Raw genomic sequence first — 14,189 nt, forward strand, 5'->3', positions numbered from 1 at the left:
CGCGATGAAGGTCGTGATCTTCTGTGGGGGGTTCGGGCTGCGGATGCGCAGCGGGGTGGACTCCGCGCCGAAACCGATGATGACGATCGGCGACCGGCCGGTCCTGTGGCATGTGATGCGGTACTACGCACACTTCGGCCACACCGAGTTCATCCTGTGCCTGGGCTTCGGGGGGTCCGCGGTCAAGGAGTACTTCCTGCGCTACGAGGAGACGGTCTCCAACGACTTCGTGATGTCGAAGGGCGGGCAACGGATCCAGCTGCTCGACTCCGACATCAGCGAGTGGAAGATCACCTTCGTCGACACCGGGATCGACACCAGCATCGGTGAGCGGCTGCGCCGGGTCCGGCCGTACCTCGAGGACGACGACGCGTTCCTGGCCAACTACGGCGACGTACTGACCGACGCTCCGATGGACAAGATCGTCGACCACGTGATGACGAGTGACATCACCGCCAGCCTGCTCGCGGTGCCGCCGCAGGCGTCCTTCCACGTGGTCGAGTTCGGCACCGACGCCCGGGTCACCGGGCTGCGGTCGGCGGCCGACCTGAACGCGTGGATCAACGGCGGCTACTTCGTCATCAAGAAGGAGATCTTCGACGTCCTGCACGAGGACGAGGACCTGGTCGGCGACGCGTTCCCACGGCTGGCCGCGATGCGCAGGCTCGAGGCCATCCCGCACCACGGGTTCTGGGCGCCGATGGACACCCTCAAGGAGCGCAGTCAGCTCGAGGAGCTGTACCGGTCCGGCAAGAAGCCGTGGGCACTGTGGAGCCACGAGGCCCGCGCGCAGCGTGGCCAGGTGATGGACAAGGGCTTCGACGCTCCGGCCGTGTCCGCCGGCGACGACCCGGTAGTGGTGGCGATCTGATGTTGCCGTTCCAGCTCGGCCTGATCGACGGGCCGGTTCATCTGGTTGCCCTCGGCGCCCATCCGGACGACATCGAGATCGGCTGCGGCGGCACGCTGCTGAAGCTGGCCGAGTCGGTGCCGGAGCTGACCGCCGAGTTCGTCATCGCGACCGGGTCCGCACTCCGGCTGGACGAGGCCCGCCGCGCGGCGGAGCTGTTCCTGCCCGAGTGCGAGGTGACCGTCACCTCGGCCGAGCTGCCGGACGGCCGGCTGCCGTCGTACTGGAACGAGACAAAGGAGTTGCTCGAGGCAACGGCTCGGGCCGCGCAGACCGGTTCGTCCCGGCGCCCGGACCTGGTGCTGGCGCCGAGCCGCACCGACGCGCACCAGGACCACCGCCTGATCGCCGAGCTGGCGCCGACGGTCTGGCGGGACCACCTGGTACTGCACTACGAGATCCCCAAGTGGGACGGCGACATCAGCCGGCCGTGGCTGTACGTCGAACTGACCGAGGAGCAGCTGCGCGACAAGATCGCCCTGCTGCGCAAGGCCTACCCGTCCCAGGCCCCGCACGACTGGTTCGACGAAGAAGTCTTCGCCGGACTGGCCCGGCTGCGCGGGATGGAGTGCCGCGCGCGGTACGCCGAAGCGTTCACCACGGCCAAGGCGACGTTGACATGGTGACCGGAGGGGATGCAGTGCGAGATCAACAAGAGGCAAGCTTCAAGTGTCGTGGGTGCGCGGGGGAGAACGTCGTACCCGTGGTCGATCTCGGTGCACAGCCGTGCGCCGACTACTTCCCGACGGCGGACACGCCAGGGCCCGATCCGCGCTGGCCGCTGGAGCTGTGGCTGTGCCGCGACTGCACGCTGGTGCAGCTCGGCCCGGTCGAGCCGCAGCTGCCCGAACCGCCGCTGGCGGTGGAGTCGGCGACCAGCATCGCGCACGCCGAGTCGTCGGTGAAGGAACTGCTGAGGGACTACCCGGAGCTCACCGGTGGAGTGGTCTTCGAGTTCGCCAGCCACCACGGTGGCTCCTGGCTCGAGCACCTGTACGCCGCCGGTTGCCGGCTGGCCGCTGACGGCGAACGAGCCGACCTGGTCGTGGACGTGCACGGCATCGCGCACGAGCCGTCGGTCGGCGAGATGCTGCGGCTGCGCGCCGAACGGCTCGCACCGGGCGGTCTGCTGGTGCTGGAGTTCCACCACCTGCTGCCGCTGTTCATCGGCAACCAGTTCGACACCATCCGGCACGGCCACTGGTCGTACCTGTCGCTCGGAGCGGTGAAGCGGCTGTCCGCCCTGCACGGGCTCGCGGTCGAGTCGGTACGCCAGGTCGACATGTTCGGCGGCAGCCTGATGGTGATGCTGCGGCACGCGGACGACGCCAAGCCGGACGCGTCGGTCGACGTACTGCTGGAGGACGAGGACGCGGCCGGCATCGCCGAGGAAGTCCAGTTGGCCAGCCTGCAGGAGGCCGCGTGGCACGCCGCCGGCGCACTGCACGACGAGCTGGTCCGGCACAAGGCCGCCGGGCGCACAGTGCTCGGGTACGGCGCTCCGTCGAAGGCGCCGGTGTTGCTCGACCTGAGCAGGATCGGGACCGACCTGCTGGAGTTCACCGTCGACGCCGCACCGGGCAAGCACGGACGCCGGATCCCCGGCGGCTGTGGTGTCCCGATCCGGCCGATCGACGAACTGCGGGCCGCACGACCGGATGTCGTCCTGGTCCTGACCTGGGACATCGCCGACGAGGTCATCTCCCAACTCGAAGCCGGTGGCGGCTGGGGTGCCACGTACCTGGTCCCGCTACCCGAACCGCACGAAGTCGTGGGCTGACATGAAAGGTGTTCTGCGCCGCCTCACCTGGGGACTCGCTGACCAGGCTGTGACCAGCCTGGTCAGCTTCGTGGTCGGTATCGTCGTCGCGCGATCGCTGGGTGCCGTGGAGTTCGGCGCCTTCAGCCTCGCGTGGGTGACGTACGGGGTCGTGGTGAACATTTCCCGCGGCCTCGCCACCGACCCGTTGGCGGTGCGGTTCAGTGGAGTGCCCAGGCCGGTGTGGCGGAAGGCAGTGGCAAGTTCGACCGGGATGGCGATCGCGGTCGGTCTGATCATGGGCACCATCTGTGTCCTCGTCGGTGTCCTGCTCGGCGGCCGGCCGGGTGCGGCGTTCGTCGCGCTCGGGATCGTGCTCCCGGGCCTGATGCTGCAGGACAGTTGGCGGTTCGCGTTCTTCTCGTCCGGCCAGGGTGGCAAGGCGTTCGTCGCCGACATCACCTGGGCCACGGCGCTCGTCCCGCTGCTCTACCTGGCGTCGCGGGACCCCAGTGTGATCCGGTTCGTGCTGGCGTGGGGAGCGGCCGGGGCGTTCGCCGCGCTGGTCAGTGGTCTGCAGGCAGGCGTCGCACCGCGGTTGTTCAGGGCGCTCGACTGGTTGCGGCAGCACCGGGATCTCGGGCTGCGTTACCTGGCGGAGAACCTGACCATCAGCGGTGCCTACCAGTTCAAGATGTACGGTCTCGGCGCCCTCGCCGGGATCGCCGCGGTCGGTACCGTCCGCGGCGCCGAGATGATGCTCGGCCCGTTCTTCATCGTGCTGTCCGGGATCGGTCTGGTGGCGGTTCCGGAAGCCGCCAGGGTCCTTCGCCGGCGGCCACGGGCGCTGCCGTGGTTCTGCCTGCTGCTCGGTGGGGCACAGGCCTTCGCCGCGTTGGCGTGGGGCCTGGCGCTGTTGCTCGTCCTGCCGGACGGATGGGGCCACGCGCTGCTCGGTGAGGTGTGGCTGACCTCCTCCGCACTGTTGCTACCAGCAACTTTGTCGGTGATGTTCGCAAGCTTCTACACCGGCGCGTCGGCCGGGCTGCGTGCACTCGGCGTGGCCAGGAGGAGCCTGCGCGCCCAGCTGTGGGCGTCGGCGGCGTACCTGATCGGAGGTGTGGGCGGTGCTGCGATCGGTGGTGCGCTCGGGTCGGCTTGGGGAGCGGCCTGTGCGACCTTCGTCGGCGCGATCGTCTGGTGGTGGAGCTTCGGGGTGGGGATCCGCGAGCGGTGGGCGCAGCCGGAACCTGAGGCTGCCGAACCGGTCGAGGTCGTCCAGCCTCCCGAGGCCGCGGAGAAACAGGAGATGCCAGAAATGAGGAGCACATGAACGCCGTACCACGGCTGAGCGTCGGCCTCCCGGTCTACAACGGGGAGAAGTATCTGGCCGAGTCCCTGGACGCCCTGCTGGGACAGACCTATACCGATTTCGAGCTGATCATCTCGGACAACGCGTCGACCGATCGGACCGAGGAGATCTGCCGCGACTACCTGGCGAGAGACTCGCGGATCAGCTACTTCCGCCAGCCGGTGAACATCGGCGCCACACCGAACCACAACTGGACCTTCGAACAGTCCCGCGGCGAACTGTTCAAGTGGGCGTCGTACGACGACCTGTACGGCAGCGACCTGCTGCTGCGGTGCGTCGAAGCGCTGGACGCCGACCCCGGGATCGTGCTGGCCCACGCCCACCAGGCGATCATCGACGGCAACGGCGACATCGTGCTGAAGGTCGACTACCCGCTGGCCACCGACGACCCGAACCCGGTCGAGCGGTTCCGCAGCCAGTTGTTCGCGGTCGGCGGCGACGACTTCTACGGCGTGATGCGCTCCGACGTGTTGCGCCGTACGCCGCTGAACGGGAGCTACCACCACTCGGACCGGACGATCATCGCCGAACTGGCGTTGCACGGCCGGTTCTACCAGGTCCCCGAACTCCTGTTCTTCCGCCGGGACCACCCGGACCGGGCCGAGCGGGCCAAGCCGACCATCCGGTCCCGCTCGGCGAACATGGAGCCGCGGCGGGCCAGCCGGCTGCGGCATCCCACCGTCCGGCTGCTGGCCGAGTACATCGGTGGCTTCGTCGGCGCGATCCGCCGCGCGCCGTTGTCGTCCGCGGAACGGCGCGGGTGCTACGCCCAGCTGGTCCGCTGGATGGCCAGCCGGGCCAAGCCCGGATCGAAGCAGCGGATCGAGGACAGCGCGCCGCCGAGCGCCCCGATGTCGATTCCGGACAGCTCGGCGGTGGCCGGTCAGAGGAGGGTTGCACAGGGATGAGCGCCGCCGTTGCAGGCAGGCCGCCGCGGATCGCCATCTTCGGCCTGCTCGGATCGGGCAACCTGGGCAACCACGGGTCGCTCGACGCGATGCTGTGGTTCCTCCGGCGCGACCACCCGGAGGCGGAGATCAGCTGCGTCTGCTCCGGCCCGGAGACGCTGGAGCGGCAGTACGGCATCCCGGCGACGGCGATGACCTGGTTCCAGGCCCACGGCCCCGGCCGGTCCCGGGTGACCACGATCGCCCGCAAGATCTTCGGCAAGTTCGCCGACCTGGTCCGGATGCCGTTGCTGCTGCGTCGCTACGACCTGATCATCGTGCCGGGCATGGGCGTGCTGGAGACGACGCTCGAGCTGAACCCGTGGGGCTTCCCGTACGCGCTGTTCCTGATGTGCCTGTCGGCCCGGATCGCGGGTGCGCAGGTCGCGTTCGTCAGCATCGGCGCGAACTTCGCGCGCGAACGGTCGATCCGGTACCTGTTCACCAACGCCGCGCGGATGGCGACGTACCGGTCCTATCGGGACAGCTATTCGCGCGACGCGATGCGGCAGATGGGACTGGACACCAGCAACGACGCGGTCTACCCGGACCTCGCGTTCGCGCTGCTGGAACCCAAGGAGCCGGAGTCGCGCGATCCGCGCCGGACCATCGGCCTCGGCGTGATGGAGTACCACGGCGCTTCGACCGACCGGTCCCGGTCGAACCAGATCTACACCGAGTACGTCGGCAAGATCGTCGAGTTCGCCCGCCGGGTCGTCGACGAGGGCTACCGGATCCGGCTCGTCACCGGCGACCCGGCCGACGAGGCCGTCGTCACCGCCATCTCCGACGACCTGCGACGGACCCGGCCGGACCTGGTCGACGAGCGACTGGTCCGGGAACCCGCGGACTCGCTCGGCGAACTGATGGAGCAGCTGGCCAGCGTCGACCTGGTCGTTGCCTCGCGCTACCACAACGTGCAGTCGGCGCTGAAGCTGTCGAAGCCGACCATCTCGATCAGCTACGCGGTCAAGAACGACATCCTGATGGAGGGGATGCGGCTGGCCGAGTTCCGGCAGCCGATCAAGGACCTCGACGTGACCCGGCTGATGGACCAGTTGCGGGCGCTCGAGGCGCGTGCGGGCGGCCTCGAGGCCGTGATGCAGGCGAAGAACGCCGAGTACGTCGAGCAGCTCGAGCAGCAGTTCGCCGTACTGTCCGACCGGTTCTTCGGCGCCGGACGGCCGACGGCGCCGGGCAGCGACCAGTAGGAGGATCGATGGACGTCATTCAGGTTCCGAGGATCGCCGGCGCGCTGCTGTTCATGCCTGAGCCCTACGTGGACGAGCGCGGCTTCTTCTGCCGCACCTTCGACCGCGCGGTGGTCGCCGCGGCCGGGCTCGATCCCGACGCGTTCGAGCAGGACAGCATCTCCCGCTCGGTCAGGGGTGTCGTCCGTGGCATGCACGTCCGGGCCGGGGCCGGTGAGGCCAAGCTGGTGCGCTGCTCGTCCGGTGCCGTGCTCGACGTGGTGGTCGACCTGCGGCCGGACTCACCGACGTACCGGAACACGGAGTACTTCGATCTGACCGGCGAGAACCAGGTCACGGTGTACGTGCCGGCCGGGTGCGCGCATGGCTTCCAGGCTCTGACCGATCCGGCCGACGTGTCGTACCGGATCGACCGGGCACACGACCCGAGGGAGGACGTGTCGATCGCGTTCGACGACCCGGGTCTTGGCATCGAGTGGCCGCTGCCGGTCACGCTGATGTCCGAGCGGGACAAGGCCGCACCGTCGCTGGCGGAGGCCAGCAGGAGGCTGACATGACACCAACGGAGAAGTCGTTCGGCCGTTCGGTCGAGCTGAACGCACGACTGCAGGACGTCGTACCCGGTGGCGCCCACACCTACGCCAAGGGCCTGGACCAGTACCCGGAGAACATGGCGCCGGTGATGACGCATGGTCTGGGCGCTCACGTCTGGGATGCCGACGGCAACGAGTACATCGAGTACGGATCCGGCCTGCGCGCGGTCAGCCTCGGGCACGCCCACCCGGCGGTGCTGGAAGCGGTCCGCGGCCAGCTCGGCCTGGGCACGAACTTCGTCCGGCCGGGTGTGATCGAGCTCGATGCCGCCGAACGTTTCCTGGCGACCGTTCGGACGGCAGAGATGGTCAAGTTCGCCAAGAACGGCTCGGACGTCACGACCGCCGCCGTCAAGCTGGCCAGGGCCGCCACCGGCCGGCCGCTCGTTGCGATCTGCCAGGACCAGCCGTTCTTCTCGATCGACGACTGGTTCATCTCGACCACGGCGATGTCGGCCGGCATCCCCGGTTCGGCCGCGGACCTGACGGTCGGCTTCCCGTACGGCGATCTGCCCGCGACCGAGCGGCTGCTGCAGGAGCACGAAGGACAGGTCAGCTGCCTGATCCTGGAGGCGGCCACCCAGCACGACCCGCCGGACGGCTACCTTACCGGACTGCGGGACCTGGCCCACCGGCACGGCTGCCTGCTGATCTTCGACGAGATGATCACCGGCTTCCGCTGGTCGGAGGCCGGCGCACAGGCCATGTACGGCGTGACGCCCGACCTCTCGACGTTCGGCAAGGCACTCGGCAACGGCTTCGCGATCTCGGCACTGGCCGGGAAGCGCGAGTTCATGGAGCGGGGTGGCCTGCGCGACGACCGCGAACGGGTCTTCCTGCTCTCCACGACGCACGGCGCCGAGAGCCACTCGCTGGCCGCGGCGATGGCGGTGCTGGACACCTACGAGCAGGAAGGCATCGCAGCCCGGCTGCACGCGTTGGGCGACCGGCTGGCCGGCGGCGTCCGCGAGGTGGCCGAGGCGGCCGGTGTCGGCGATCACGTGGTGACCCGCGGCCGCTCCAGCAACTTGGTCTTCGCGACCCTCGACCAGGACCTGCAGCCGTCCCAGGAGTACCGGACGCTGTTCCTGCGCGAGCTGATCCTCGGTGGGGTGGTCGGTCCGTCGTTCGTCGTGAGCGCGGCCCTGACCGACGAGGACATCGCCCGCACGGTCGAGGCGGTCGCGCAGGCATGTGTCGTCTACCGCAAGGCGCTCGACGCCGACGACCCGAGGGGGTGGATGGGCGGACGTCCGGTCAAGCCGGTGTTCCGCCGATTTGCGTAGACGGTTCGGCGAAGGGCCGGCGCGGGGCCGGCTCCGTATGAGGGGGGGCCATCATGCATTCCATCTATGTCGACGCCGAGTTCGGCGACGACGAACGCAGGCAGAAGTTGTACGACGGCGACCTGTTCGTCTACTCACCACGGCCGTCCACTCTGGCCCTCACCGAGTTCGCCGGTGAGATGGCCCGGGCGGCGTTCGCACCGCTGGATCCGGAGACGGCGCAGTTCGACATGGCCGTCGAGGCCTACGCGGCGCTGCTGGCCGAACTCAAGCCGCGCTTCATCCATCACCCGGAGTCGAAACGGCTGATCCAGGCGATGCTGGCCGACTTCGGTTGCGACACCGAGCAGGTCTACTTCGACGTACCGCGGATGCGGAGTTCGACGTCGAACGACTACCTGACCACCGGGATCGCGTTCGCCTTCCACCCGCACCGCGACACCTGGTACTCGGCGCCGCACTTCCAGCTCAACTGGTGGCTGCCGATCTTCCCGATCACCGCGGACAACGGGCTCGCCTTCCATCCGAAGTACTGGCACACCCCGGTCAAGAACAGCTCCCGGGTCTACAACTACGCGGAGTGGAACGCGACCAGCCGGAAGATCGCCGCGACCCAGATCGGCACCGACACCCGCGTCCAGCCGGTGCCGGAGGAGGAGGTGGAACTGGTGCCGCAGATCCGGCCGATCTGCAAGCCGGGCGGCATCATCTTGTTCTCCGGTGCGCAGTTGCACTCCAGCGTGCCGAACACCTCGGGCCGGACGCGGTTCAGCATCGACCTGCGGACCGTCCACCTGGGCGACGCGATGGACCGCCGGTCGGCGCCGAACATCGACTCGGAGTGCACCGGTACGACGATGGGCGACTACCTCCGGGTCAGCGACCTGGAGCACATCCCGGCCGACGTCGTCGGTGAGTACGACACGCCGAGCCACGCGATCGTGTGACTGCTCCGGCCGGCGTCACTCCGACGCCGGCCGGGCCGCTCGCATCCGGGCGAGCCGGTTCATCACCAGCGCCGTCGGCGGGATCACGAACAGCCCGCAGCCGAAGCCGCCGAGCGCGTCGGTGGGGTAGTGGGCGGTCAGGTGGATCTGGGCGAAGGCGCTGAGACCACCGCCGATGACGGTGACGACGACCAGGATCGCCGTACCCGCGATCCGGCCCGTGCGCAGCAGGTCGGCCAGGAGCAGGCCGATCACCATCGCCGCCGCTGTGGCCGCGGCGACATGCCCGCTGGGATAGGACAGGAAGTCGTCGTGGATCCGGCGGTCCACCAGCGGTTTGAGCGCCGTCGTGAGCACGCTGGTCGTCGCGATGCCGAGGACGGCGGCGACCGCCAGAGCCTGGCGTCCGGCGATCAGGCAGAGCGCGGCGGTGACGAGCACCAGGACGACGCGCCCGGCAGGCTCCCCGAGCCAGTCCATCGCGCGGACGAGATTCCACGCCCCGGCGGGCGAGTCGTCGACCAGGTTCTGCACCCGGACATCCAGCCGGCTCGGGCCGGTGTCACCGGCGAACAGCACGGCCGGGACGATCCACAGCACCGCCCCGATGACCGCCAGTACGACGGCCGGCCCGCGGACCGCCGGCACCAACGCGGGCCGCATGGCCGCACGCGGCCGAGCAGCATCCTGCGACGCCATTCCTAACCCCCACCCCACCAGTCCCGCACCCCACGCAAATTCTATCCAAGGGTTGCCGAGCCGCCGTCGCCGAGGGCCCCCGGTCGTAGTACTCTGCGATGTCGCACCGCCGACGGGCGGGTGAATTTCTGGGGATGTGGGGCACGCATGCTTTGTCGTCACCGCGGGTGGCGATCTCCGTTGGACAGTGTTGATGGCAGACTGCACGCTGCGACGGACACGTACCGTGTTCGTGCACTTGCAGCTTGGAGCAAGGGGCCGTTGTGAGCGGAGCAGAGGCGCCGGATGCGGTTGACGGCCGCCGGCCGCTGTGGGTGCTTCCGCACGAGGTGCCGGCGATCGTCCCGCTCCCGTCACGGTCGACGGAGCCGCGCTGGGTCGGTGTGTACCGCTGGGCCGCCGTCGGCGGTGACCTGCTGGCGGCCATGCTCGGCGTCTCCATCGCTTTGCTGACCCGGTTCGGCTACCACGTCGGCAGCGGTTATCTGATTGTCAGCAGCGTGCTCCCGCTGGCCTGGGTCGGCGCGGTCGCCATGTCCAAGGGCTACGACCCGCGGTACTTCGGGGCCGGACCGGACGAGTTCCGGTCGCTGCTGCGTTCCGGAGTCGGCCTCACTGCAGCCGTCGCGATGGCGGCGTACGTGACCAAGACCGAGATCGCGCGCGGCTTCGTCGTACTCGCGATTCCGGTGATGGTCGGTTCTGCTTTGGTACTGCGGTACGCGCTGCGCAAGGATCTGCACCGGCACCGGGTCAGAGGCCGCTGCATGCATCGGGTTCTCGTGGTCGGGCGAAGTGGCCCGGCCGCAACACTTTGTGAGCACTTGGAGAGCCGTCCGACGGACGGCTTCCGCGTCGTGGCCACCTGCCGCCCGCGCGGCGACCAGCACGGGACCGGGCCGATGCCGCCGGAGGAGCTGGACGAGCCGGACATCCTGGCCGCCGCCGACCGGCACGCGGTCGAGGTCGTCGCGATCGCCACCGAGCCCGAGCTCGCCGGGCAGTCGCTGCGCCGGCTGTCGTGGGCCTTGGAGCAGCGCGGCATCGAGCTGATCGTCTCGCCCGGCATCATCGAGGTGGCCGGTCCGCGCATCTCGGTCAGGCCGGTCGCCGGTCTGTCCCTGCTGCACCTGGAGCGGCCGTCGGTCAGCGGCGGACCGCACCTGATGAAGGCTGTCTTCGACCGGGTCCTGGCGCTGGGGATGATCGTCCTGCTCGCGCCGGTGCTGATCGGTCTCGCGATCGCCGTCCGGCTGTCCAGCACCGGACCCGTGCTGTTCCGTCAGCAGCGGGTCGGCCGGGGCGGCGCCGAGTTCACCATGCTGAAGTTCCGCAGCATGTACGCCGACGCCGAGCAGCGGCTCGGTGACCTGTTCGCCCTGAGCGACGGCAACGGCGTGATCTTCAAGATGCGCGACGACCCGCGGATGACCCCGTTCGGACGGTGGATCCGGCGCTTCTCGCTCGACGAGCTCCCGCAGCTGTTCAACGTGCTGCGCGGCGACATGTCCCTGGTCGGCCCCCGCCCTCCGCTGTCGGAGGAGGTCGCGCTGTACGCTGCCGACGACTCCCGTCGAATGCTGGTCAAGCCCGGCATCACGGGACTGTGGCAGGTCAGCGGCCGCAGCGACCTGTCCTGGGACGAGTCGGTCCGGCTCGACCTGCGGTACGTCGACAACTGGTCGATGACGCTGGACCTGCTGATTCTCTGGAAGACCGTGCGCGCGGTGATCTACGGCGCAGGAGCGTACTGATGGACCTGAAAGCACCGGTGTACGTCGCCGGCCACCGCGGCCTGGTCGGATCCGCGATCTGGCGGCGGCTGGAAGCGGCCGGCTTCACCCAACTGATCGGCGCGTCGTCGGCGGACCTGGACCTGCGGGACCGGGCCGCGACGTTCGCGTTCCTGGCCCACCACCGGCCGGCCGTGGTGATCGACGCGGCGGCCCGCGTCGGCGGCATCCTCGCCAATCGCGACCACCCGACCGAGTTCCTCAGCGACAACCTGCGCATCCAGGTGAACCTGATGGACGCGGCCCTCGAGGTCCGCACGCCCCGGCTGCTGTTCCTCGGCTCGTCCTGCATCTACCCGAAGTACGCCGACCAGCCGATCCGCGAGTCGAGCCTGCTGACCGGTGAGCTGGAGCCGACCAACGACGCGTACGCGATCGCCAAGATCGCCGGCATCATGCAGGTCCAGGCGGTCCGCCGCCAGTACGGGCTGCGCTGGATCTCGGCCATGCCGACCAACCTCTACGGGCCGAACGACAACTTCGACCTGACCAGCTCGCACGTGCTGCCCGCGTTGATCCGGCGGTTCGACGACGCCCGGCGTACCGATGCCGCCGAGGTCGTGCTGTGGGGGAGCGGGACGCCGCGGCGGGAGTTCCTGCACGTCGACGACCTGGCCGACGCGTGCCTGCACCTGCTGGAGCACTACGACGAGCCGGAGCCGATCAACGTCGGCGTCGGCGAGGACGTGACGATCCGCGAGCTGGCCGAACTGGTGGCCCGGGTGGTCGGCTACACCGGTGCCATCAGCAACGATCTGTCCAAGCCGGACGGTACGCCGCGCAAGCTGCTCGACGTGAGCCGGTTGCGGGCCCTCGGCTGGAAGCCGTCGATCGGGCTCGAGGAAGGCGTCGCGGCGACCTACGCCTGGTATCAGGGGCAGACCTCATGAAGAGGGCGTTCGTCACCGGGATCACCGGGCAGGACGGGTCGTACCTGGCGGAGCTGCTGCTGGCCAAGGGCTACGAGGTCCACGGCCTGATCAGGCGGGCGTCGACGTTCAACACGCGCCGGATCGACCACCTGTACGAGGATCCGCACGCGAAGGACAAGCGGCTGTTCCTGCACTACGGCGATCTGACCGACGGGTCGCGGCTGGTCACTCTGCTGGCGTCGATCCAGCCGACCGAGGTCTACCACCTGGCCGCGCAGAGCCATGTCCGGGTCAGCTTCGACGAGCCGGAGTACACCGGTGACACCACCGGGATGGGGACGACGCGGCTGCTCGAGGCGATCCGGATGATCGGGCTGGACTGCCGGTTCTACCAGGCGTCGTCGTCGGAGATGTTCGGTGCGACGCCGCCGCCGCAGAACGAGGAGACCCCGTTCTACCCGCGGTCGCCGTACGGCGCGGCCAAGCTCTACAGCTACTGGATGACCCGGAACTACCGCGAGGCGTACGACATGTTCGCGGTGAACGGGATCCTGTTCAACCACGAGAGCCCGCGCCGCGGTGAGACCTTCGTGACCCGGAAGATCTCCCGTGCGGTGGCCCGGATCAAGCTCGGCCTGGAGCAGCGGGTGTACCTGGGCAACCTGGAGGCCTGCCGCGACTGGGGCTACGCGCCGGAGTACGTCGAGGGCATGTGGCGGATGCTGCAGCACGACACCCCGGCCGACTACGTGATCGCGACCGGGACGTCGTACTCGGTCCGGGACTTCGTCTCGCTGGCGTTCGACCACGTCGGGCTGGACTGGGAGCAGTACGTCGACTACGACGCGCGGTACGAACGCCCGACCGAAGTGGACTCGCTGATCGGGGACGCGTCCAAAGCCACGACCGAGCTCGGGTGGAAAGCCCAGGTGCATGTGCCCGAGCTGGTCCGGATCATGGTCGACGCGGACCTGGCCGCGCTGACCCGCGAGGACTGAGGAATGACTGCGGAGACCACTGACCCCCGGCTCGCCACGGCGGCGCACGACCGCGTCGACGTCCTCGGGATCCACGTGAGCGTGACCGATCTGGACGAGACGGTCGAGACGTTCGCGCGCTGGATCGACCACGGCGAGCGGCAACTGGTCTGCGTGTCGGACGTGAACGCGCTGCTGCACGCGCGCGCCGACGAGCGGTTGACCGAGGTCTACAACAACGCCGGACTGACCGTCGCGGACGGGATGCCGCTGGTGTGGGCGGGCAAGCGGGCCGGGTTCGACCGGATGGCGCGCGTCGCCGGCCCGGACCTGCTCGAGCGCGTGATGGCAGAGGCTGCCGATCGGGGCTGGACACAGTACTTCTACGGCGGCGCCGAGGGCGTGGCCGAGAACCTGCGGGACACCTTCCAGGAGCGCCACCCAGCGTTGAAGGTGGTCGGTACCGACTGCCCGCCGTACCGGCCGCTCACCGAGGCGGAGGACGCCGCCGCCGTGGCGCGGATCAACGCGGCGAAGCCGGACATCGTCTGGGTCGGTCTGGGCGCGCCCAAGCAGGAGCGCTGGATGGCCGAGCACCGGGACCGGCTGAACGCGTCGATCCTGATCGGGGTCGGCGCCGCCTTCGACTTCCACACCGGCCGCCTGGACCGGGCGCCGCTGTGGATGCAGCGGTCCGGGCTGGAGTGGAGCTACCGGCTGTACAAGGAGCCGCGGCGGCTCTGGAAGCGCTACCTGCTGGGCATCCCACGTTTCGGCGTAGGCATCCTTCGCCGTCCTCCGCGTCCGGTTTAAGGCGTGCTTC

14 protein-coding genes are annotated in these 14,189 nt (G+C 69.2%); 13 read left to right on the top strand and 1 reads right to left on the bottom strand.

The window, feature by feature from the left end; genetic code table 11:
- The first annotated feature begins 4 nt into the window (after positions 1-4).
- The 9 genes from ACGFH6_RS13665 to ACGFH6_RS13705 are packed head-to-tail and all read left to right on the top strand — an operon-like array spanning position 5 to position 9,025.
- A complete protein-coding gene (locus tag ACGFH6_RS13665; protein ID WP_393383457.1) occupies positions 5-871 on the top strand; it encodes a glucose-1-phosphate cytidylyltransferase in 867 nt (288 codons plus the stop codon).
- Entirely contained in the window at positions 871-1,536 is a 666-nt protein-coding gene (locus ACGFH6_RS13670) for a PIG-L deacetylase family protein (protein ID WP_393383459.1), read from the top strand. Before ACGFH6_RS13665 ends, ACGFH6_RS13670 begins: the two co-directional genes overlap by 1 nt.
- A gap of 14 nt (positions 1,537-1,550) precedes the next feature.
- Positions 1,551-2,690, top strand: a complete 1,140-nt coding sequence (locus ACGFH6_RS13675) for a class I SAM-dependent methyltransferase (RefSeq protein WP_393383461.1) — start codon at positions 1,551-1,553, stop codon at positions 2,688-2,690.
- 1 nt (position 2,691) lies between these two features.
- The gene (locus ACGFH6_RS13680; protein WP_393383463.1) at positions 2,692-4,002 is read left to right on the top strand and encodes a hypothetical protein; all 1,311 of its coding nucleotides are present in this window, start codon (positions 2,692-2,694) and stop codon (positions 4,000-4,002) included.
- On the top strand, positions 3,999-4,949 hold the full coding sequence (locus tag ACGFH6_RS13685) for a glycosyltransferase family 2 protein (protein ID WP_393383465.1): 951 nt from the start codon (positions 3,999-4,001) through the stop codon (positions 4,947-4,949). Before ACGFH6_RS13680 ends, ACGFH6_RS13685 begins: the two co-directional genes overlap by 4 nt.
- Positions 4,946-6,199 carry a polysaccharide pyruvyl transferase family protein gene (locus ACGFH6_RS13690; protein WP_393383466.1) on the top strand — a complete coding sequence of 418 codons (1,254 nt, stop codon included), beginning with the start codon at positions 4,946-4,948 and terminating at the stop codon, positions 6,197-6,199. The genes ACGFH6_RS13685 and ACGFH6_RS13690 overlap by 4 nt, the downstream gene beginning before the upstream one ends.
- A gap of 8 nt (positions 6,200-6,207) precedes the next feature.
- A complete protein-coding gene (locus ACGFH6_RS13695) occupies positions 6,208-6,756 on the top strand; it encodes a dTDP-4-dehydrorhamnose 3,5-epimerase family protein (protein ID WP_393383468.1) in 549 nt (182 codons plus the stop codon).
- On the top strand, positions 6,753-8,078 hold the full coding sequence (locus ACGFH6_RS13700) for a glutamate-1-semialdehyde 2,1-aminomutase (protein WP_393383470.1): 1,326 nt from the start codon (positions 6,753-6,755) through the stop codon (positions 8,076-8,078). The genes ACGFH6_RS13695 and ACGFH6_RS13700 overlap by 4 nt, the downstream gene beginning before the upstream one ends.
- A 53-nt stretch (positions 8,079-8,131) precedes the next feature.
- Positions 8,132-9,025, top strand: coding sequence for a phytanoyl-CoA dioxygenase family protein (locus tag ACGFH6_RS13705; protein ID WP_393383472.1), 894 nt, complete (start codon positions 8,132-8,134; stop codon positions 9,023-9,025).
- Between the two features lie 15 nt (positions 9,026-9,040).
- Here the strand turns inward: ACGFH6_RS13705 and ACGFH6_RS13710 are convergent, their stop codons facing one another.
- Entirely contained in the window at positions 9,041-9,724 is a 684-nt protein-coding gene (locus ACGFH6_RS13710) for a phosphatase PAP2 family protein (RefSeq protein ID WP_393383474.1), read from the bottom strand.
- Between the two features lie 263 nt (positions 9,725-9,987).
- Here ACGFH6_RS13710 and ACGFH6_RS13715 point away from each other — a divergent pair, with 263 nt between their 5' ends.
- The 4 genes from ACGFH6_RS13715 to ACGFH6_RS13730 are packed head-to-tail and all read left to right on the top strand — an operon-like array spanning position 9,988 to position 14,179.
- Positions 9,988-11,478 carry a sugar transferase gene (locus ACGFH6_RS13715; RefSeq protein WP_393383476.1) on the top strand — a complete coding sequence of 497 codons (1,491 nt, stop codon included), beginning with the start codon at positions 9,988-9,990 and terminating at the stop codon, positions 11,476-11,478.
- Positions 11,478-12,407: a GDP-L-fucose synthase family protein gene (locus tag ACGFH6_RS13720; RefSeq protein WP_393383478.1), complete on the top strand. Its 930-nt coding sequence runs from the start codon at positions 11,478-11,480 to the stop codon at positions 12,405-12,407. The genes ACGFH6_RS13715 and ACGFH6_RS13720 overlap by 1 nt, the downstream gene beginning before the upstream one ends.
- Positions 12,404-13,387 (top strand): GDP-mannose 4,6-dehydratase, encoded by a 984-nt coding sequence (gmd, locus tag ACGFH6_RS13725; protein ID WP_393383480.1) that lies wholly within the window; start codon positions 12,404-12,406, stop codon positions 13,385-13,387. Before ACGFH6_RS13720 ends, gmd begins: the two co-directional genes overlap by 4 nt.
- A gap of 3 nt (positions 13,388-13,390) precedes the next feature.
- The gene (locus ACGFH6_RS13730; protein ID WP_393383482.1) at positions 13,391-14,179 is read left to right on the top strand and encodes a WecB/TagA/CpsF family glycosyltransferase; all 789 of its coding nucleotides are present in this window, start codon (positions 13,391-13,393) and stop codon (positions 14,177-14,179) included.
- Positions 14,180-14,189 lie beyond the last annotated feature (10 nt).

This window comes from Kribbella sp. NPDC049227 (genome assembly GCF_043197265.1).
GTDB lineage: Bacteria > Actinomycetota > Actinomycetes > Propionibacteriales > Kribbellaceae > Kribbella.